The organism is Streptomyces sp. NBC_00012 (assembly GCF_045040875.1).
Taxonomy (GTDB): domain Bacteria; phylum Actinomycetota; class Actinomycetes; order Streptomycetales; family Streptomycetaceae; genus Streptomyces.
This window is the reverse complement of record NZ_CP108309.1, coordinates 4,189,124-4,208,930: the sequence shown is the minus strand read 5'-3', so window position 1 is coordinate 4,208,930 and position 19,807 is coordinate 4,189,124. Positions and strand designations below refer to the sequence as shown.

The 19,807-nt window shown below is 70.0% G+C and carries 17 protein-coding genes and 4 tRNA genes; 12 read left to right on the top strand and 9 right to left on the bottom strand.

The features are described from left to right. Positions 1 to 53 precede the first annotated feature (53 nt). Positions 54 to 1,559, bottom strand: coding sequence for an MFS transporter (locus OHA19_RS19300; protein ID WP_405714961.1), 1,506 nt, complete (start codon positions 1,557 to 1,559; stop codon positions 54 to 56). Between the two features lie 146 nt (positions 1,560 to 1,705). Here OHA19_RS19300 and OHA19_RS19295 point away from each other — a divergent pair, with 146 nt between their 5' ends. The 5 genes from OHA19_RS19295 to purM all read left to right on the top strand — a co-directional run bounded on the left by OHA19_RS19295 (position 1,706) and on the right by purM (position 7,160). Then, on the top strand, positions 1,706 to 2,344 hold the full coding sequence (locus OHA19_RS19295; protein WP_405714963.1) for a TetR/AcrR family transcriptional regulator: 639 nt from the start codon (positions 1,706 to 1,708) through the stop codon (positions 2,342 to 2,344). 72 nt (positions 2,345 to 2,416) lie between these two features. After that, positions 2,417 to 3,217, top strand: a complete 801-nt coding sequence (locus OHA19_RS19290) for a sterol carrier family protein (RefSeq protein ID WP_405714965.1) — start codon at positions 2,417 to 2,419, stop codon at positions 3,215 to 3,217. A 37-nt stretch (positions 3,218 to 3,254) separates the two neighbouring features. Beyond that, positions 3,255 to 4,103, top strand: coding sequence for an META domain-containing protein (locus tag OHA19_RS19285; RefSeq protein ID WP_405750914.1), 849 nt, complete (start codon positions 3,255 to 3,257; stop codon positions 4,101 to 4,103). Positions 4,104 to 4,499: 396 nt separating this feature from the next. After that, complete coding sequence (gene purF / locus OHA19_RS19280) at positions 4,500 to 6,026, top strand: amidophosphoribosyltransferase (RefSeq protein WP_405714969.1); 1,527 nt, start codon at positions 4,500 to 4,502, stop codon at positions 6,024 to 6,026. Between the two features lie 60 nt (positions 6,027 to 6,086). Further along, positions 6,087 to 7,160 (top strand): phosphoribosylformylglycinamidine cyclo-ligase, encoded by a 1,074-nt coding sequence (gene purM, locus OHA19_RS19275; protein WP_405714971.1) that lies wholly within the window; start codon positions 6,087 to 6,089, stop codon positions 7,158 to 7,160. Between the two features lie 186 nt (positions 7,161 to 7,346). Here the strand turns inward: purM and OHA19_RS19270 are convergent, their stop codons facing one another. Both OHA19_RS19270 and OHA19_RS19265 read right to left on the bottom strand, forming a co-directional pair. Beyond that, positions 7,347 to 7,604 carry a DUF3073 domain-containing protein gene (locus OHA19_RS19270; RefSeq protein WP_072488579.1) on the bottom strand — a complete coding sequence of 86 codons (258 nt, stop codon included), beginning with the start codon at positions 7,602 to 7,604 and terminating at the stop codon, positions 7,347 to 7,349. Positions 7,605 to 7,918: 314 nt separating this feature from the next. Next, positions 7,919 to 9,010 (bottom strand): Leu/Phe/Val dehydrogenase, encoded by a 1,092-nt coding sequence (locus OHA19_RS19265; RefSeq protein ID WP_405714973.1) that lies wholly within the window; start codon positions 9,008 to 9,010, stop codon positions 7,919 to 7,921. 175 nt (positions 9,011 to 9,185) lie between these two features. Here OHA19_RS19265 and OHA19_RS19260 point away from each other — a divergent pair, with 175 nt between their 5' ends. Continuing rightward, positions 9,186 to 10,031 (top strand): hypothetical protein, encoded by an 846-nt coding sequence (locus tag OHA19_RS19260; RefSeq protein ID WP_405714975.1) that lies wholly within the window; start codon positions 9,186 to 9,188, stop codon positions 10,029 to 10,031. Between the two features lie 523 nt (positions 10,032 to 10,554). Beyond that, complete coding sequence (gene bldC / locus OHA19_RS19255) at positions 10,555 to 10,761, top strand: developmental transcriptional regulator BldC (protein WP_003949541.1); 207 nt, start codon at positions 10,555 to 10,557, stop codon at positions 10,759 to 10,761. Positions 10,762 to 11,254: 493 nt separating this feature from the next. Here the strand turns inward: bldC and OHA19_RS19250 are convergent, their stop codons facing one another. The 3 genes from OHA19_RS19250 to hrpA all read right to left on the bottom strand — a co-directional run bounded on the left by OHA19_RS19250 (position 11,255) and on the right by hrpA (position 15,749). Next, complete coding sequence (locus OHA19_RS19250; RefSeq protein WP_405714977.1) at positions 11,255 to 11,488, bottom strand: DUF6274 family protein; 234 nt, start codon at positions 11,486 to 11,488, stop codon at positions 11,255 to 11,257. A gap of 138 nt (positions 11,489 to 11,626) precedes the next feature. Beyond that, positions 11,627 to 11,701: transfer RNA gene (locus tag OHA19_RS19245), tRNA-Asp, on the bottom strand. 127 nt (positions 11,702 to 11,828) lie between these two features. Then, positions 11,829 to 15,749, bottom strand: coding sequence for an ATP-dependent RNA helicase HrpA (hrpA, locus tag OHA19_RS19240; protein WP_405750912.1), 3,921 nt, complete (start codon positions 15,747 to 15,749; stop codon positions 11,829 to 11,831). Positions 15,750 to 15,905: 156 nt separating this feature from the next. On the opposite strand from hrpA, the gene OHA19_RS19235 reads away from it, so the two are divergent. Genes OHA19_RS19235 through OHA19_RS19225 form a run of 3 tightly spaced genes read left to right on the top strand, consistent with a single transcriptional unit; the run spans position 15,906 to position 18,032 of the window. Then, positions 15,906 to 16,304: a hypothetical protein gene (locus tag OHA19_RS19235; RefSeq protein ID WP_405714981.1), complete on the top strand. Its 399-nt coding sequence runs from the start codon at positions 15,906 to 15,908 to the stop codon at positions 16,302 to 16,304. 58 nt (positions 16,305 to 16,362) lie between these two features. Then, positions 16,363 to 17,178, top strand: a complete 816-nt coding sequence (locus OHA19_RS19230; protein WP_405750909.1) for a DsbA family protein — start codon at positions 16,363 to 16,365, stop codon at positions 17,176 to 17,178. Further along, a complete protein-coding gene (locus tag OHA19_RS19225; RefSeq protein ID WP_405714985.1) occupies positions 17,175 to 18,032 on the top strand; it encodes a cytochrome c biogenesis CcdA family protein in 858 nt (285 codons plus the stop codon). The genes OHA19_RS19230 and OHA19_RS19225 overlap by 4 nt, the downstream gene beginning before the upstream one ends. Positions 18,033 to 18,070: 38 nt before the next feature. Here OHA19_RS19225 and OHA19_RS19220 read toward each other — a convergent pair. The 3 genes from OHA19_RS19220 to OHA19_RS19210 all read right to left on the bottom strand — a co-directional run bounded on the left by OHA19_RS19220 (position 18,071) and on the right by OHA19_RS19210 (position 18,353). Next, a tRNA-Phe gene (locus OHA19_RS19220) sits at positions 18,071 to 18,147 on the bottom strand. Positions 18,148 to 18,169: 22 nt separating this feature from the next. Further along, a tRNA-Asp gene (locus tag OHA19_RS19215) sits at positions 18,170 to 18,244 on the bottom strand. A 36-nt stretch (positions 18,245 to 18,280) separates the two neighbouring features. Further along, positions 18,281 to 18,353, bottom strand: a tRNA-Glu gene (locus OHA19_RS19210). 248 nt (positions 18,354 to 18,601) lie between these two features. Here OHA19_RS19210 and OHA19_RS19205 point away from each other — a divergent pair. After that, positions 18,602 to 18,952 (top strand): metallopeptidase family protein, encoded by a 351-nt coding sequence (locus OHA19_RS19205; RefSeq protein ID WP_206433537.1) that lies wholly within the window; start codon positions 18,602 to 18,604, stop codon positions 18,950 to 18,952. Between the two features lie 183 nt (positions 18,953 to 19,135). Continuing rightward, on the top strand, positions 19,136 to 19,726 hold the full coding sequence (locus OHA19_RS19200; protein WP_405714988.1) for a hypothetical protein: 591 nt from the start codon (positions 19,136 to 19,138) through the stop codon (positions 19,724 to 19,726). Positions 19,727 to 19,807 lie beyond the last annotated feature (81 nt).

Here is a 19,807-nt window from a genome sequence, read left to right as displayed (position 1 = left end):
GGCGGGGCCGTCCTCGTGTCGTCCGGGTGCGGGAATTCCGGCGGAATTCCGTTTCATCGGTGGAGCGACGCAATTGACGCCGGCGTGGTGAATTCGGCGGCATTTGCGTCCGTCGGTTCCGGTTCGCGCCGGGACGGCAGCCTGGTCGCCAGAACCGTCGCCAGGAGCGTCACTCCGGTCGCGGCCCAGAAGACCACGTTCGTCGAGGCGACGAAGGCGTCCAGCGCCTGCTGGTGGGCGTGGCCGGTCAGCCGGCCGATGCCACTGGTCGTGCCACCGGGGCCGCGGGCCGCGTAGACCCTGCTGAGCACGGTGCCGAAGAGAGCGGCGCCCAGCGCGCCGCCGAGGGTCTGGAAGAACCGGACGCCGGTGGTGGCCACGCCCAATTGCTCGGCCGGTGCGGTGTCCTGGACCAGCTGGATCAGCTGGCCGATGAGCTGTCCGAAGCCGAGGCCCATCAGCAGCAGTGCGGCGCGCACGGTCCAGAGGCTGGTGTCCGTGGAGAGCGTGGCGAGCAGGGCCAGGGCGGCGGACGCGCAGGCGGTGCCGCTGACGACGAAGGTCTTCTGCGACCAGCCCGCCGTGGCGAGCTTGTCGGAGAGCAGGCCGACGGCCGTCATTCCGATCGCCATCGGGATCAGATAGAGCCCGGCCGACGAGGCGGAGATGCCCCGCACGGCCTGGAGATAGATCATCACGTAGACCATCGAGCCCATCATGGCCGCGCCGACCAGGCCCTGGATGGCGAAGCCGTACCGGAGCTCACGGATCCTGAACAGGCCGAGCGGCAGCACCGGTTCGGCCGCGGTGGCCTGGCGGCGTACGAAGAGGACGAGCGCGGCGACGGTCGCCACGAGGAGGCCGACGATCAGCGGGGACGACCAGGCGTGGTCCTTGCCTCCCCACTGGGTGACCAGCAGCAGCATGGTGGAGAAGGCGGCCGCGAGCCCGGCGCCCAGGAAGTCGATCGCGCGGCGGGTGGTGCGTACGGGCAGTTTCAGTACCCGGACCGCCGCGGCCAGGACGGCGAGGCCGACCGGCAGATTGACGTAGAAGATCCACCGCCAGTCGGCATGGTCGGCGAGCGCTCCACCGAGCCACGGCCCGAGCGCCATCCCGGCTCCCGCGATGATCCCGCCGATGCTGCCGCCCTTGCCGCCGTCCTTCTCCTCCGGGCCCTTGAGCTCCCGCAGTACGACCATGGTGACGCTCATCAGTCCGCCGCCGCCGATGCCCTGGAGTGCTCGGGCGGCGATCAGCCAGCCCATGGAACCGGCCATTCCGCACAGTGCCGAACCGGCGAGGAAGGTGGCGACGGCCCCGATGAAGACGTTCTTGGCGCCGAGTACGTCGCAGAGCTTCCCGTAGAGCGGCAGCGCGGCGGTCGCGGCGAGCTGGTAGGCGGCGATCAGCCAGGGGATCTCGTCGACGCCGTGCGCCGGGTCGAGTTCGCTGACGATCGGCACGGTCGCCGACGAGACGATGTTCGTGTCGAGCACGGCCAGCAGGATCGTGGCGATGCAGAGCGCGAAGCCGATGACGCGCTGACGGTGGGTCATGGCTGTTGGTCCGCCTGCGGACATGACGGGTTCCCCCCTTCCGGAGCGGCGTGGTGCCGCTGTGGCCGGGCACCACCATGACCCAAGAAAATGTATCGAGTCAAGAATTAATCCGGGATCAACATTGGTCCTGGTATAGTGACGTCATGACCGAGGGGATGAGCCTGCGCGAGCGCAAGAAGCTCCAGACGCGGCACCGCCTGCTGGCCGCGGCCACCGAACTCTTCGCCGAGCGCGGCTTCGACAAGGTCTCGGTCGCCGAGATCGCGGAGGCGGCCGAGGTATCGAAGATGACCGTCTTCAACTACTTCTCCGGCAAGGAGGACCTGGTCCTCGCTCCCATGGAGGAGCACGTCGGCGACGTCGCGCGCACGGTACGGGACCGGGCGCCCGGCGAATCCGCCCTGGCCGCCGTACGCGGACAGTTCGTGGCCGCCGTCGAGCGCCGCGACCCCTCGGTCGGCATGAGCGACCTGCCGGTGGTACTCGGCGTGCGCCGGCTGATCCAGGAGACCCCGGCGCTGCTCACCCGCGCCCACGGGTTCTCCATGCGCTCCTTCGACCTGCTCGCCGAAGTGCTGGTCGAGGAGGGGGAGGAGCCGGCCATCGCGCGGGTCGCGGGCGCCCAGCTGATCGGCACCCGCAACGCCCTCATCCACGCGAACCAGCTGCGGCTGCTGGCGGGGGAGTCGGCGGACGCGATCGCGGCGGACGCCGTGGCACTCGCCGAGCGCGGTTTCGCCCTGCTCGCCGATGGCCTGGGCGACTTCGCGACCCGGCGCTGAGGCCGTCCGCCCGGTCCGGCGGCCATGGCGGCCGCCCCCAGGGATCACCGGACACCCCTTAGGCTCGCGGACATGCCGCCGTCCCAGAAACGTGCCCGTCGCTACGATCCGGTCAAGACCCGTGCCGCGGTCCTGGCGCAGTTCGCCCATGTCCGGGATGCCGTCCGCACCCTGACGCCCGGACAGCTCGCGCTGCCGACCCGGCTCGGCGACTGGACCGTGCGCGAACTGGCCGTCCACCTGACCATGGCACTCTCCGGCGTCACCCGGAATCTGGAGCTGCCGGAACCCGCCGCGGCGAAACCCGGTCTCACGCTCGTCGAGTGGCCGTTCGCGACCGCCGGCCGGGCGGCCGGCATCGCCGACGACACCAGGACGCTCGCCCTGGACCGCCCCGACCTGGACGCGCTGTACGGGGAGGTCGCGGAGCGGTTCGAGGAGCTGGTGCCCGGGGCCGGCGACGAGCGGCTGCTGGCGACGCGGGTCGGGGTGATGCGGCTGGCCGACTTCCTCGTCACCCGTACCGTCGAACTCGTCGTGCACACCGACGACCTGAACGAGGCGGCCGGCCTCGACATCCCGTACGACCGGCAGGCGCTCGCCGCCTGTACCCGGCTGCTCGCCGACGCCCTCGCGGAGAAGGCGCCGGGCGGCTCGGTCGAGGTGCGGATCCCGCCGTTCGCCGTCGTCCAGTGCGTGCCGGGCCCCAAGCACACCCGGGGCACGCCGCCCAACGTCGTCGAGACCGATCCGCTGACCTGGATCCGGCTCGCCACCGGGCGTACGGAGTGGGCGCGGGCGCTCGACGGGGCGAAGGTCGGCGCCAGCGGGGAGCGGGCCGATCTCGCCGCCCTGCTGCCACTGATGGGATGAGCGGGAACCGGACGTCCGGCCGCACCGTCCCAGGACCATGCGGAATCAGCCCACGCGGAGCCAGTCCACGCGGAATCAGCCGACGCGGAGTCTGCGGACGGCCGTAGGTGTGCTCGCCCTCCTCGCCCTTGCCGCCTGCGGGAACGAGACGACGGCCGACGGCGGCAGCGGTTCGGTACGGACCGGCCCGCGCCTCACCGGCGTCCACTGGAACGTCGATTCGGTGACGGCCGGCGGGCGGAGGACCGAAGCCCCGGACGGCGCCCATGTGGTGATCGGCCCCGAGGGCAGAGCCACGGGGAACTTCGGCTGCAACCGCTTCACCGCCGAGACCCGCACGGACGGCGACACGATCACCGTGCGGCGGGCCACGACCACGGAGATGGGCTGCGAGAAGGACGTCCAGCGGTTCGAGACGGCCATGTCCCGCGCGTTCAGCGGCGAACTCACCGCCGCCGTCACGGGCAGGGCCCTGACCCTGACCACGAGGACCGGCGACTCCATCACCCTGACCTCCGAGCCCCCGGCCCCGCTCACCGGCACCACCTGGACCGTCACCTCCCTGGTGTCCGGCTCGACCGCCTCGTCGCTGCCCTCGGGTACGGAGGAGAAGGCGCGGCTGACCTTCGGCGAGGACGGTTCCGTACGGGGCACCCTCGGCTGCAACCAGTTCCGCTCCACCGCGACGGTCACCGGCTCCACCATCACGTTCGGCCCGCCCGAGGGCACCAAGATGATGTGCCCGGACCCCCGGATGAAGCTGGAGCGCGCACTGCTGGCGGTCCTGGACGGGAGGACGACGTACCGGATCGACCACCGCACGCTGTCCCTCACCGCGGCGAACGGCGAGGGGCTCGGCGCGACGGCCCAGACACCCGGCAGATGACTGTCCACGGCGGCGGTGGTCTCGTGCTGCGGACCCGTGGACCGGAGGGCCGCATCGCGGGCACCGAAGGCCGCATCCCGGGCGTCACGGTGTGAGGCTCGCCACGAAACGCGCGTTCGGTCGGGCTTCCCGCCGGACCGCCGACCGCCTCACCGAGCGCCACCATCCGGCCTGGCGGACACTCCGGCCCGAGTGGCCGGAACCCGACGGTAACCGGGCGCTGATCCGGGCGACCGCCGCCCCGTGGCCCGATCCGCACCCGCCGAACCCCGCGAATGATCACTCCGCGTGACCGACCGGGCGCTCCCTCCAGTCACCCCTGGGAGCGCTTCCCCGATGGTCCGGCCCGGTATCTCGAATTCGGACCAGTGGTCGATCTCGCCTACACTCGGTGGCGTGCCTCGTGGTGATGGACGACTCAACCACGACCTGCTCCCCGGAGAGAAAGGCCCCCAGGACGCTTGCGGCGTCTTCGGTGTCTGGGCTCCGGGCGAAGAGGTCGCCAAGCTCACCTATTTCGGACTGTATGCCCTGCAGCACCGTGGACAGGAGTCCGCGGGCATCGCAGTGAGCAACGGGTCCCAGATCCTGGTCTTCAAGGACATGGGACTGGTCTCGCAAGTCTTCGACGAAACGTCTCTGGGATCTCTCCAGGGCCATATCGCGGTCGGTCATGCCCGCTACTCCACCACCGGTGCCTCGGTGTGGGAGAACGCGCAGCCGACGTTCCGTGCGACCGCGCACGGCTCGATCGCCCTGGGTCACAACGGCAACCTGGTCAATACGGCCAAGCTCGCCGAGATGGTCGCCGACCTTCCCCGCAAGGACGGCCGCGCCACCCAGGTCGCCGCGACGAACGACACCGATCTGGTGACCGCGCTGCTCGCCGGCCAGACCGATGAGGACGGCAAGCCGCTCACCATCGAGGAGGCCGCCGCCAAGGTGCTTCCCGATGTGAGGGGCGCCTTCTCCCTGGTCTTCATGGACGAGCACACGCTCTACGCCGCCCGCGACCCGCAGGGCATCCGCCCGCTGGTCCTCGGTCGGCTGGAGCGCGGCTGGGTGGTGGCCTCCGAGTCCGCCGCCCTCGACATCTGCGGTGCCAGCTTCGTACGCGAGATCGAGCCGGGCGAGCTCGTCGCCATCGACGAGAACGGACTGCGCACCTCGCGGTTCGCGGAAGCGAAGCCCAAGGGCTGCGTCTTCGAGTACGTGTACCTGGCCCGCCCCGACACCGACATCGCCGGGCGCAACGTCTACCTCTCCCGGGTGGAGATGGGCCGCAAGCTGGCCGCCGAGGCCCCGGTCGAGGCCGATCTGGTCATAGCGACACCGGAGTCCGGCACCCCCGCCGCCATCGGTTACGCGGAGGCCAGCGGCATCCCGTTCGGCGCCGGACTGGTGAAGAACGCCTACGTCGGCCGGACCTTCATCCAGCCCTCCCAGACCATTCGGCAGCTGGGCATCCGCCTCAAGCTGAACCCGCTCAAGGAAGTCATCAAGGGCAAGCGCCTGGTGGTCGTCGACGACTCGATCGTCCGCGGCAACACCCAGCGCGCACTGGTCCGGATGCTCCGCGAGGCCGGTGCCGCCGAGATCCACATCCGGATCTCGTCCCCGCCGGTGAAGTGGCCTTGCTTCTTCGGGATCGACTTCGCGACCCGCGCCGAGCTGATCGCCAACGGCATGACGGTCGACGAGATCTCCACGTCGATGGGTGCCGACTCGCTCGCGTACATCTCGCTCGACGCGATGATCGAGGCGACGACGATCGCCAAGCCGAACCTGTGCCGCGCCTGCTTCGACGGTGAGTACCCCATGGAGCTCCCGGACCCGGAGCTGCTCGGCAAGCAGCTGCTGGAGACCGAGCTGGCGGCAGGCCCTGCGGCGACCGCCGCGGCCGACGCACTGCGTCGTCCGTGACGGCCCAGCCGCACACCTCCGGCCACCAGCCCCGTATTTCCACACGAAAGATCCCAGGCAATGTCTGAGACAACAGGTGCTTCCTACGCGGCAGCGGGCGTCGACATCGAGGCCGGCGACCGTGCCGTCGAGCTGATGAAGGAGTGGGTGAAGAAGACGCAGCGCCCCGAGGTCGCGGGCCTCGGCGGCCTCGGCGGCTTCGCCGGGCTCTTCGACGCCTCGGCCCTCAAGCGCTACGAGCGTCCGCTGCTCGCCTCCGCCACCGACGGCGTCGGCACCAAGGTCGACCTCGCCCGCAAGATGGGCGTGTACGACACGATCGGCCACGACCTCGTCGGCATGGTCGTCGACGACCTGGTCGTCTGCGGCGCCGAGCCGCTCTTCATGACCGACTACATCTGTGTCGGCAAGGTGCACCCCGAGCGTGTCGCGGCCATCGTGAAGGGCATCGCCGAGGGCTGTGTCCTCGCGGGCTGCGCCCTGGTCGGCGGCGAGACGGCCGAGCACCCCGGCCTCCTCGGCCCGGACGACTTCGACGTCGCCGGCGCCGGAACGGGCGTGGTCGAGGCCGACCTGCTGCTGGGCCCGGACCGTATCCGTAAGGGGGACGCCGTGATCGCCATGGCGTCGTCCGGTCTTCACTCCAACGGGTACTCGCTCGTCCGGCATGTGTTCTTCGACCGGGCCGGCTGGTCGCTGGACCGCCAGGTCGAGGAGTTCGGCCGCACGCTCGGCGAGGAGCTCCTGGAGCCCACCAAGATCTACTCGCTGGACTGCCTGGCGCTCACCCGCACCACCGAGGTGCACGGCTTCAGCCACGTCACCGGCGGCGGCCTGGCCAACAACCTGGCCCGGGTCATCCCGGACGGACTGCACGCCACGGTCGACCGCTCCACCTGGACCCCCGGCGCGGTCTTCGACCTGGTCGGCAAGGTCGGGCAGGTCGAGCAGCTGGAGCTTGAGAAGACGCTGAACATGGGCGTCGGCATGATCGCGATCGTCCCGGCCGAGTCCGTGGACGTGGCACTGACGACCCTGGCCGACCGCGGGATCGACTCCTGGGTCGCGGGCGAGATCACCGAGCGCGGAGCACACACCTCGGGCGCGGAGCTCGTCGGCGGGTACGCGCGATAGACACGAGGCGGGCCCACCGGGGCGACCCGATGGCCGCTACCAGCCCGACCGCCGGAATTCCAGCAGTTCCGGCGGTCGGGGAGAAGCCTCGGGAACCGGATCCCGCACGAGCGGCCGGACCGGGCCGGGACAACACAGAACCCGGTCCGGGACAGGCCCGGACCGGGTTGATGTGTCAGCGCGAGGTCAAGCGCCGCGGCGCTGTGACGACGGACCGGACTTGTCGTCCTCGTCCTCGTCCTCGTCGTCGTTGTACAGATCCGCGTACTGTGCGTACGGGTCATCTTCCTCGTCGTCGTCCTCGAACGGCTCTGCGTTCGGTGGTTGACTCGAAGGCGATGCGCCCAGCTCATTGGCCAGACGCGACAGGTCAGTCCCGCCGCTGCTGTACTTCAGCTGGCGGGCGACCTTTGTCTGCTTGGCCTTTGCCCGGCCGCGCCCCATGGCTCGACCCCCTCGGTGACGGGGCTCGACGGCCCCAGAGTCTTGACACGCGTTCATGTTTCAGGACGGACTCTCGGCTGAGAGACCGTGCCCGTAGGGCTTTAACGGTACCTGCTTCCGCGGCCATACGGTACGCCGCCCGCATCACACGCCCCGGAAGGAGACCGGCGAGAAGCCCCGTCCTCGCTGGTCAACTGCGATTTTAACCTCTTCTTGGCATGCGACCCGCCGACCGGCGTGAGTCTTGTCTCGCCGGTCGGCGGGTCGGGGGGACCACAGGGCGGCGCGGACGCGAGGTGACGCGTCCGTCACCGTCAGCGGCGGCGCGCTTCGGCCATCCGCTGCTCGGCGATCCGGTCGGCCGCGGCGGCCGGCGGAATGCCGTCGGCCTTCGCACGTGCGAATATGGCCAGCGTGGTGTCGAAGATCTTCGAAGCCTTGGCCTTGCACCGGTCGAAGTCGAAGCCGTGCAGCTCGTCGGCGACCTGGATGACCCCGCCCGCGTTCACCACGTAGTCGGGCGCGTACAGGATCGCGCGGTCCGCGAGGTCCTTCTCGACGCCGGGGTGCGCGAGCTGGTTGTTGGCCGCGCCGCACACCACCTTGGCCGTGAGCACCGCGACACTCTCGTCGTTCAGCGCACCGCCGAGCGCGCACGGGGCGTAGATGTCGAGCCCCTCGGTACGGATCAGCGCCTCGGTGTCCGCGACGACGGCGACCTCGGGGTGCTTGTCGGTGATCCGGCGTACGGATTCCTCCCGCACATCCGTGATCACGACCTCCGCACCGTCCGAGAGCAGATGCTCGACCAGGTGGTGGCCGACCTTGCCGACCCCGGCGACCCCCACTTTTCGGCCACGCAGCGTCGGGTCGCCCCAGAGGTGCTGCGCAGAGGCCCGCATGCCCTGGAAGACACCGAACGCGGTGAGGACGGAGGAGTCGCCGGCGCCGCCGTTCTCCGGCGAGCGGCCGGTGGTCCAGCGGCATTCGCGGGCGACGACGTCCATGTCGGTGACGTAGGTGCCGACGTCGCAGGCCGTCACGTAGCGCCCGCCGAGCGAGGCCACGAACCGGCCGTAGGCCAGCAGCAGTTCCTCCGACTTGATCTGCTCGGGGTCGCCGATGATGACGGCCTTGCCGCCACCGAGGTCGAGACCGGCCATGGCGTTCTTGTAGGACATGCCGCGCGAGAGGTTCAGCGCGTCCGCGACGGCCTCCTCCTCGGAGGCGTACGGATAGAAGCGGGTGCCGCCGAGGGCCGGGCCCAGGGCGGTGGAGTGGATGGCGATGACGGCCTTGAGGCCGCTGGCGCGGTCCTGGCAGAGCACGACTTGTTCGTGGCCACCCTGCTCCGAGCGGAACAGGGTGTGCAATACATCAACAGGCGCGCCGGTCACATCGGTCACTGTGGTGACTCCCAAGTACGAAGCGGCTAAGACCCTCCTGAAGGTGGGGAGGGCCGCGGCCGGGCCGGTATGTCCGGTCCGGCTGGGCAAGAGCGTAAGTCCTACCTGGACGTAGATCTGTTTCCGTGCTCAGGATCACCCCCCTGCGGAGTACGGGCGTGACACGATCTGCTGCATGTCGGTGGTGTCTTCGGTGCTCGTCCCTTATGCGTCCTACCTCCGGGTGTACGAGCCGCTGGCCGCCTTCCCGGAGCCCGAACGCGCCCACTGGGCCCGTTACGCCGGGCGGGCCAGGGTCCCCACGGCCCAGGACGAACTGCGCCGCTCGCTGGCCGACTTGGCCGCCACGCCGCCGGTCGCCGTGCCGGTGCACGAGAGCGCGGACGCCTTCGTCGCCGAGGCCGACGGGGTGGTGTGCGTCTGTCCGTGGCGGACCAGGCTGCGCGGCTGGCTGGCCCTGGAGGAGCTGGCGGAGATGTTCCCCGGGCCGGTGCTCGACGCGGTGCTGCCGCCGGTGGTGCGCGGACAGGCGGTCGCGGACCACGAGCGGTGGGCGGAGCGGAATCCGGACGCCAGGCCGTGGATCCGTACCTCGGTGTGGCAGGTGCCGGTGCGGTGGTTCGTGCTCTTCTCCGACGAGGAGCGGGAGTACGCGGAGGCGGGCGAGGACGGTGCGGCGCCCGTGCTGCGGTACCGGACGCCGATGGTGCAGGCCCGTCGCCGGCTGGCCCGGGCGCTGAGGACGCTGCGGGACTCGGTGGACGAGGGGCCGCTGACCGAGGGGCTCGTGGACGTGGGGCGCTGGCTGGAGGAGTTCCATCCGCGGGCGCTGGTCGAGCTGGACTACGCGGGCCTGGTGCACGCGCTGCCGGCGAAGGAGCTCGCCGGGGACAGGTCGGCCGCCGATGTGGCCGAGGGCATCGCGGCGCTGCGGGCCGGTGACACGGAAGGGGCGAGCGAGGCGTACGGCCGGCTGGCGGAGCGCTGGCGGGCCGTGAGAGATCGTCAGTTCGCGAACTGACCGGACGGTATTTGCGTCTCTCCCTGTGTCCAGTGTGACGCGTGAGAACAAAGAGGCGGAACGGTACTCCTGTGGTCTTAGGACCTACGTCCCGAACCGGGCCTTTGCCTCAAGCGTGATGGATAGCACTAACTGGGCTCTTGCGCCCTTCCCTACTCCTCATGCCAAAATAGGACAAGGAGCCCGGGGAGGGCTCCGTCCGTCCAACTAAGGGCGGAATGCTCAGCATTGCACGCTATGGGGGGTCTGGTGGCTCCTGATCGCTCTGTGACTGATCGTCACGGCGGAGTGACTGTCCGCTATGGCATGGTCCATCGGCTTCCGTCGCTGATGAACACCTGGGAGGGCAATTCCATCGGTTTGGCCGACGCGGCTGGACGGATGGTGTAGTTGTAGTGCCGAGGACAAGCCGTTCGTCCTATAACCGACTCGGCCCGCGTCCGCCATTTCGGGCAACGCGGGTCAAGGTGCAGAATTTAGAGGAAAGAACCGAGATGGTTCGGTTCTCCCGAGGAGGCCGCTCATGACCGCTCGCACCCCTGATGCCGAGCCGCTGCTGACCCCGGCTGAGGTTGCCACGATGTTCCGCGTGGACCCGAAGACGGTTACCCGCTGGGCCAAGGCCGGCAAGCTCACGTCCATCCGCACGCTCGGTGGACATCGCCGGTACCGCGAGGCAGAGGTCCGCGCACTGCTTGCGGGTATTCCGCAGCAGCGCAGCGAGGCCTGACACACCCCCTGTCGCCGCGCAACAACCGGGCTTCCGGGTCCCCCAACCCGTACAGGCCCACCCATAGCTCCAAATGACGGGCGCCCGCCCCAACGGGCGCCATACCTGTGCAATACGGGTGCGTCGTTCGATCGCGCTGGACTCCGCCGGGTCCAGCGCGATCTTTTTTGTGCCCGTGCATCCCTGGGGCCGGGGTCGTCCGCCGGGGCTGGAAACCGCGCGTCCGGTCGGGTCCGGCCGGGATGCCGTGCGGGCTTGGGCGGGTCTGTGCGGGACTGTTCCGGGCTGCCGGAGGAGGTCGGGGAGGCGTGGTTCACATGGTCTCGCAGCACTCCCGTTCGAGCGGTGCAATTGCACATATTAAATTCGCCAGTTGTAGGAAGGGTGTAAGTTCGCCCCTTCCGAAAACTCTTTCAGTGACTCCCGTCACACTGTGCGCGTCTTGCCAAGTACGAGCCTGCCACCGCCGGCAGGCGGAACGCCCAGCCATTGGTCACTCGCCCGGGGGGCTTTCGTCCTCGGCCCCAGGAACGCCCTCCTGGCGTTCTGTACGCGGCGTCGGCGGTTCGGGGGTGGAATGGGTCCGGCGGGCCGTCACGGGCTCCATGGCGAGCCGCAGGAGCCGATGGCAGACCGCGCAGTGGAGGGTGAGATGGCGGCGGCCGGAAGTGGCGGCCAGATGGGCGCGCAGGAGCGCGCGGGTCTCGTGCGTGGCGGACGTCGTCATACGCGCCACCTCCCGGTGGACCGCCGTCCCGCACCGGGAAATCAGGGACGGCCTCTGCTGCCTGAGTACTCGTCGGCAGTTGCCCGAGTCAAGACGCGCGAAAGCCCGGATCCAGAAGGATCCGGGCTTCCGTTACTGCGGTCCTGACGGGATTTGAACCCGCGGCCTCCACCTTGACAGGGTGGCGAGCACTCCAAACTGCTCCACAGGACCAGGTTTTCGCTGCCTTCCTTGCGGCTGGCTGCGAAACCAGACTGTACAGCAGGTCAGAGGGTCAGGTCGAACTCACCGAAGGTGGTGGCTCCGTCACGGCCGATACGGCCCGTCCGAGCAGGCCCTCTCACGGCGCCGCCGCGTCGATCGCCTTCACGATCCGCTTGTCGGAGACGGGGTAGGCCGTCCCCAGCGCGTGGGCGAAATAGCTGACCCGCAGCTCCTCGATCATCCAGCGGATGTCCAGGACCTCCTGCGGTACGGGCCTGCCCTGCGGCATCTGTTCGAGCAGCCAGGCGTACTCGTCCTGCATCTCGTGGACCTTCTCCATGCGCGTGGTGTCGCGCTGGACGGCCGTCGGCATCTGCTGGAGCCGGCGGTCCACCGCGACCAGATAGCGCATCAGGTCGGGCAGCCTGCGCAGCCCGGTCTTCGTGACGAAGCCCGGCGGCACCAGGGCCGCGAGCTGGTCACGTGCGTCGGTGACGTTGTTGACCAGGACCAGGCTGTTGGTGGCCTTCAGGCGCCGTTCGCAGGCCTGCCAGGCGGCCAGCACCTGCTGGACCTGCTTGACCGTGTGCTCGGTCAGCGCGACGAGGTCGGTGCGCACCTTGTCGTACAGCTTCCGGAACGACTCCTCGTCCCAGGCCGGGCCGCCGTGCGCGCCGATCAGCCGGTCGGCGGCCGCCGTCGCACAGTCCTCGAAGAGGGCCTGGATGGAACCGTGCGGATTGCGGGAGAGGGCCAGCTTCTGCTGGTTCGTCAGCTTGTCGGAGGCGAACTTCGCCGGGTTCACCGGCACGTTCAGCATGATCAGCTTCCGGGTGCCCAGCCACATCGCCTGCTGCTGCTCGGCCTCGGTGTCGAAGAGCCGTACGGCGACGGTCCCGCCCTGGTCGACGAGGGCCGGGTACGCCTTGACCGGCTGCCCGGCCCGCCGGGTCTCGAAGACCCGGTTCAGCGTCCCGATCGTCCAGTCCGTGAGGCCCGAGCGCTCGATGGACTCGCCCGAGGGGCCCGCGGTGGCCGCGGCGGCCTTGGAGAGGGCCTGACGGGCCTTGGGGCGCAGCTGGAGCTTCAGTGCCTCCAGGTCCTTGTCCTCGGCCGCCTTGCGGCGCCGCTCGTCGACGATCCGGAAAGTGATCTTCAGGTGGTCCGGGACGCGGCTCAGGTCGAAGTCGTCGGCCGTGACCGGGACGCCGACCATCCGCTGGAGCTCCCGCGCCAGTGTGACCGGCAGCGGCTCCTGGAGCGGTACGGCCCGGTCGAGGAACTTGTCCGCGTAGTTCGGCGCGGGGACGTAGTGCCGGCGGATCGGCTTGGGCAGCGAGCGGATCAGCTCGGTGACCACTTCCTCGCGCAGACCGGGGATCTGCCAGTCGAAGCCCTCGGCGGTGACCTGGTTGAGCACCTGGAGCGGGATGTGGACGGTCACACCGTCGGCGTCCGCGCCGGGCTCGAACTGGTACGTGACCTTGAACTTGAGCTTCCCCTGGCGCCAGGAGTCCGGGTAGTCGTCCTTGGTGACGGCCCCGGCCTTCTCGTTGATGAGCATCGAGCGCTCGAAGTCCAGGGCGTCCGGCTCGTCCCGGCGCTTGTGCTTCCACCAGGAGTCGAAGTGCGCCCCGGAGACGACGTGCTCGGGGATCCGCTGGTCGTAGAAGTCGAAGAGCGTCTCGTCGTCCACGAGGATGTCGCGGCGCCGGGCGCGGTGCTCCAGCTCCTCGACCTCGCCGAGGAGCTTGCGGTTGTCGTGGAAGAACTGGTGGTGGGTCCGCCAGTCGCCCTCGACCAGGGCGTTGCGGATGAACAGATCGCGGGAGGTCTCGGCGTCGATACGGCCGAAATTGATCTTGCGCTGGGCGACGATCGGCACCCCGTAGAGCGTGACCCGCTCGTACGCCATCACCGCCGCCTGGTCCTTCTCCCAGTGCGGCTCGCTGTAGGTGCGCTTCAGCAGATGCTGAGCCAGCGGTTCGATCCACTCCGGCTCGACCTTGGCGTTGACCCGCGCCCACAGCCGGGACGTCTCGACCAGCTCGGCCGACATCACGAACCGGGGCTGCTTCTTGAAGAGCGCCGATCCGGGGAAGATCGCGAACTTGGCGCTGCGGGCGCCCAGGTACTCGTTCTTCTCGGTGTCCTTCAGCCCGATGTGCGAGAGCAGCCCGGCCAGCAGCGAGGTGTGCACCGACTGCTCCGGCGCGTCCTCCTCGTTGAGATCGATGCCCATCTGCTTGGCGACGGTACGCAGCTGCGAGTAGATGTCCTGCCATTCGCGGATGCGCAGGAAGTTCAGATACTCCTGCTTGCACATCCGGCGGAAGCTGGACGAGCCGCGCTCCTTCTGCTGCTCGCGGATGTACCGCCACAGATTCAGGAACGCCAGGAAGTCGGACGTCTCGTCCTTGAAGCGGGCGTGCTGCTGATCGGCCTGGGTCTGCTTCTCCGAAGGCCGCTCGCGCGGGTCCTGGATGGAGAGCGCGGAGGCGATGACCATGACCTCGCGGACACAGCCGTTGCGGTCGGCCTCGATGACCATGCGGGCCAGGCGCGGGTCGACGGGCAGCTGCGAGAGCTTGCGGCCGAGCTGCGTGAGCCGCTTCTTCGGATCCTTCTCCTCGGGATCGAGTGCGCCGAGCTCCTGGAGGAGCTGGACGCCGTCGCGGATGTTGCGGTGGTCCGGCGGGTCGATGAAGGGGAACTTCTCGATGTCGCCGAGGCCGGCCGCGGTCATCTGGAGGATGACGGAGGCCAGGTTCGTACGGAGGATCTCCGGATCGGTGAACTCCGGACGGGTCAGGAAGTCGTCCTCGGAGTACAGCCGGATGCAGATGCCGTCCGACGTACGGCCGCAGCGGCCCTTGCGCTGATTGGCGCTGGCCTGCGAGATCCGCTCGATCGGCAGCCGCTGGACCTTGGTGCGATGGCTGTAGCGGGAGATACGTGCGTTGCCCGGGTCGATCACGTACTTGATGCCGGGGACGGTCAGCGAGGTCTCGGCGACGTTGGTCGCGAGCACGATCCGGCGCCCGGTGTGACGCTGGAACACGCGGTGCTGCTCGGCGTGCGAGAGCCGGGCGTAAAGAGGGAGCACCTCGGTGTGGCGGAGGTTGCGCTTGTTCAGCGCGTCCGCGGTGTCACGGATCTCCCGCTCGCCGGAGAGGAAGACCAGGATGTCGCCCGGCCCCTCCGTCTGGAGCTCGTCCACGGCGTCGCAGATCGCGGTGATCTGGTCGCGGTCGGAGTCGTCCCCCTCCTCTTCGAGGAGGGGGCGGTAACGCACCTCGACCGGATACGTACGCCCGCTGACCTCGACGATCGGCGCCTCGCCGAAGTGGCGCGCGAACCGCTCGGGGTCGATCGTCGCCGAGGTGATGACGACCTTCAGGTCCGGGCGCTTGGGCAGCAGCCTGGCCAGATAGCCGAGCAGGAAGTCGATGTTCAGCGACCGCTCGTGGGCCTCGTCGATGATGATCGTGTCGTAGGCGCGCAGCTCGCGGTCCGTCTGGATCTCGGCGAGCAGGATGCCGTCCGTCATCAGCTTCACGAACGTCGCGTCGGGGTTCACCTGGTCGGTGAAGCGGACCTTCCAGCCGACCGCCTCGCCCAGCGGCGTCTTCAGCTCGTCCGCGACGCGCTCGGCGACCGTACGGGCCGCGATCCGGCGCGGCTGGGTGTGCCCGATCATGCCCCGGACACCGCGCCCCAGCTCCATGCAGATCTTCGGGATCTGCGTGGTCTTGCCGGAGCCGGTCTCCCCGGCGACGATCACGACCTGGTGGTCGCGTATCGCCTCCAGGATCTCGTCCTTCTTCTGGCTGACCGGGAGCTGTTCCGGGTACGACAGGGCAGGCATCCGCGCGGCACGCAGCGAAAGCCGTTCGGCCGCCTTGCCGGCCTCGGCGGCGATCTCGTCGAGCACGGACTGCCTGGCTTCGGGCTTACGGATGCGGCGCGCCCCTTCGAGACGGCGGCCGAGCCGGTGCGCATCGCGGAGCGAGATCTCTCCGAGCCGGTTCTGGAGATCAGCGAAGGAAGTAGACATACGGAGCCCAGGATCTCACCCGGGCCCGATGAACGGCGAACATATTTCGTGCGGTCCGGGTCACCACCCGGGCACCGCGCGGAGGCGCGGGATCACAGCACGTACCATTTCGGGCAGCTGACCACCCGTTGCCCCCGTCCGGAAAGGCCGGTCGCCGTGTCCCGTACGCAGTGGTGCTGCCTGATGGCGGTGCTCGCGGTGGTGCTGGGGCTGTTCTGCGGCCCGGCGACGGCAGTGACCGGCGGCGGTGCGCCCGCCGCCGTCGCCGTGGCCGGGGCCACCGGGGCGGATGCTCCGGCCGACCCCGGCCCGGTGGTGACGGCACCCGCCGACCGGCACCCGACGCCGGGATGCGGCAAGACCAGGAAGCCCGACGGCGAGCCCGCGCTCCCGGGGCGGGCCCGCGCCGCGCACGACCAGGCCCCCGGCCTCGCCGAGTGGGGCCTGCCGGCCGCCACCGGAGAGGGCCCGGTCCACCCACCCGTGCGGCTGAAGCTGCGCACCCCCGCGCCCGCCGCCCCCACTCCCGTCGAACTCTCCGTGCTGAGGGTGTAGCCGGCCGTTCCCGCCCGGCCACCCTCTTCCCTTCCGCCTCACCAGCACGGAGTCCCGCATGCCCAAGTCCCCGTCCACGCCGTCGCGCAAGCCCTCGACCAGGAACAGAAAGCCGCTGGTCTACGGCGCCGGAGTCGTCCTCGCCGCCGCGCTGCTCGGCTTCGTCTCCTACCGGGCCACCGCCCCCGACCACTCGGGTTCCGGCTCCTCCTCGGTCGCCGATGTCACCGCCGACCCGGACGCCGGCGTCTATCCGGAGCTGGCGAAGCTCGCCCGCCGCGACGCCGGTGACAAGCTCGCGCAGGGCCGCGCCGACGCACCCGTGGTCCTCATCGAGTACGCCGACTTCAAGTGCGGCTACTGCGGCAAGTTCGCCCGGGACACCGAACCCGCCCTGGTCAAGAAGTACGTGGACAACGGCACCCTGCGCATCGAGTGGCGCAACTTCCCGATCTTCGGCGCCGAGTCCGAGGCCGCCGCCCGCGCCTCCTGGGCCGCCGGGCAGCAGGACCGCTTCTGGCAGTTCCACGCCGCCGCGTACGCCGAGGGGGCCAAGGAGAAGGGGTTCGGCAAGGCCCGGCTGAAGGAGCTCGCCCGGCAGGCCGGGGTCGCGGACCTCGACCGGTTCGCCCGCGACGCCGACAGCGCCGCCGCCTCCGCCGCCGTCGGCAAGGACCAGGAACAGGGATACGGAATCGGCGCGACGTCCACACCGTCGTTCCTGATCAACGGCCGCCCGATCGCCGGGGCCCAGCCCATGGAGACCTTCACCTCGGCCATCGAGGCGGCGGCCGAGAAGGCCCGCAACACCGAGGACGCCAAGAGCGGCAAGGGCGGCAAGAACGCCGAGGGTGCCGGGGACGACGCGAAATGACCGCCGACATCGGCTACTTCGCGGCCTTCCTCGGCGGGCTGCTGGCCCTGGTCAGCCCATGCAGCGCGCTGCTGCTGCCCGCCTTCTTCGCCTACTCCATCGACTCCGCCTCGCGTCTGCTGGCCCGTACCGGCATCTTCTACGCCGGGCTGGCCACCACCCTGGTGCCGCTCGGCGCCGCCGGCTCGTACGCCGGACGCCTCTTCTACCGCCACCGCGACGCACTGGTCCTCGGCGCGGGCTGGCTGATCATCGCGCTCGGCATCGCGCAGATCGTCGGCCTGGGCTTCGCCTCGCGCCGGATCGCCGCCCTCAGCGGCCGGATCCGCCCGACCACCGCCCTATCGGTCTACGCGCTGGGCGCCGTCTACGGACTGGCCGGCTTCTGCGCGGGCCCGATCCTCGGCAGCGTCCTCACCGTGGCGGCGGTCAGCGGCAGCCCGGTCTACGGCGGACTGCTGCTCGCGGTCTACGCCCTGGGCATGGCGGTCCCGCTCTTCCTGCTCGCGCTGCTCTGGGAACGCTTCGATCTGGGCCGCCGGGCCTGGCTGCGCGGCCGCGCCTTCCGGCTCGGCCGCTTCGAACTGCACACCACGACCCTGCTGTCCGGGCTTTTCTTCATCGCGCTCGGCGCGCTGTTCCTCGCGTACGACGGGACGACGGCGCTGCCCGGACTGCTGGACGTGGACGATTCGTTCGCCGTCGAGCAGTGGGCCCAGCGCATCGGCGAGCACGTGCCGGACGCCCTGGCGCTGGTGGCCGTGGTCGCGGTGGTGCTGCTGGTGCTGGCGGTACGGGCGTGGCGCGGCCGGAAAGGCGTGAACGTGAACCCGGCGGACCGGGAAGAGGTCTGACACGGCGAAGGCCCCGTCCGGTGGACGGGGCCTTCGGGTGGTGGCTGGGGCCGGGATCGAACCGGCGACCTATCGCTTTTCAGGCGATCGCTCGTACCAACTGAGCTACCCAGCCACGCAGCTCATAAGGGCTGCAGCGGTCCTGACGGGATTTGAACCCGCGGCCTCCACCTTGACAGGGTGGCGAGCACTCCAAACTGCTCCACAGGACCAAGCTTTGTGCGACTAAGTGTCGCACAGGTTGTGCGTGCCCCCAACGGGATTCGAACCCGTGCTACCGCCTTGAAAGGGCGGCGTCCTGGGCCACTAGACGATGAGGGCAGAACTGCTGTGCTACTGCTTCCGCATCAGTCGCCCCGGAGGACGTGAGAAGCATGTGGCTTTGCTTCCCCCCAAGAGGTTCCGCTTCTCCTTCAACCTCTTAGGGTTTCAGAACGGTCAAGCCCTGACCGGCGCCCTTGGGCACGTCGCAGACTGTACTACGGCGTTTCTGCGTCAGCCAAACCGAATAGGCGAAGGCTCCGGTCCGGACCGGAGCGCCGGGACCGGCGGTACGGGACAATGGCGGGGTGCTGGAGATGACGCGCGAAGAGTTCGAAGAACTGGTCGCCGAGGCGCTGGACCGGATCCCGCCGGAGCTGACGCGACTGATGGACAACGTCGCGGTGTTCGTCGAGGACGAGCCCGACCCGGGGGATCCCGAGCTGCTCGGGCTGTACGAGGGGACGCCGCTGACCGATCGCGGCGAGTGGTACGCGGGGGTGCTGCCGGACCGGATCACCATCTACCGGGGGCCGACCCTGCGGATGTGCGAGTCCCGCGAGGACGTCGTCGCCGAGACCGAGATCACGGTCGTCCACGAGATCGCCCACCACTTCGGTATCGACGACGCGAGGCTGCACGCGCTCGGCTACGGGTGAGCGAACCGCTGCCCGCCCGGTGGTGTGCGGGCGGGTGGTGCGGAATCGCCGCGGGAGGCGTGGGGGTGGTGTGCGGGACAGGAGTGGGGGCGTGTCCCCGGTGGGGCGGCGGGAGTTGGGCACGACGCCCCCCCGTTTCTCCGTACCGCTCCGCCCCCTCTTCGTACCCTGGAGGTGCCTTCCGTGCGCCAGTTGTCCGTCCCCGTTCGATGGGCGGCCGTCATCGCCGCGACGGTCGCCGCGTCCACCGGCTGCATGAGCATCGGCGACGACGGGGGGAAAGCGGCACCGTCGCCGTCTCCGTCGCCCGGGCACGGGGGGAGCGCCGCCCGGCCGGACGGCGGCACCGTGGCGGGGACCGGCCTGGTCCGTGGTGGTGGCCGGGCCGAGGCGCACTCCGAGCGGGAAGCGGCCGAGTCGCCGGAGCCGAGCGGCTCCGCCGGGGCCCCGGCGGAGCCCGATGACGTACGTCCGGGCGGGGAGCGGGAAGGGGGCGCGGAGCCGGGCCGGGGTGGTCCGGTGCCGACTCCCTCCGCCTCGCGGCCCGGTCCCGAGGTACCGGATCGGCCCACTCCGCCCGCGCCGTCCGGGCCGGCGTCCCCCGAGCCGCCGGGTTCGCCCGAGCCGGAGCCCTCCGGGCCGCCGCCCTCCGAGCCGTCTCCGCAGCCGTCCGCCTCGCCGGCCGCGCAGCTCCGCAACGAGGCGATCGGGGCGTCGGGGGCGTCGGATCCGCTGCGGACTCCCGAGGTGTCGCCCCAGGTGAGGCCGGTCTAGCGAGGGGGTGAGGGAGGGCCGGTTTGCGCGATGTGGGGTGGAGTGCGTATGGTAGTAGATCGTTTGATCCCATTGCCCGGC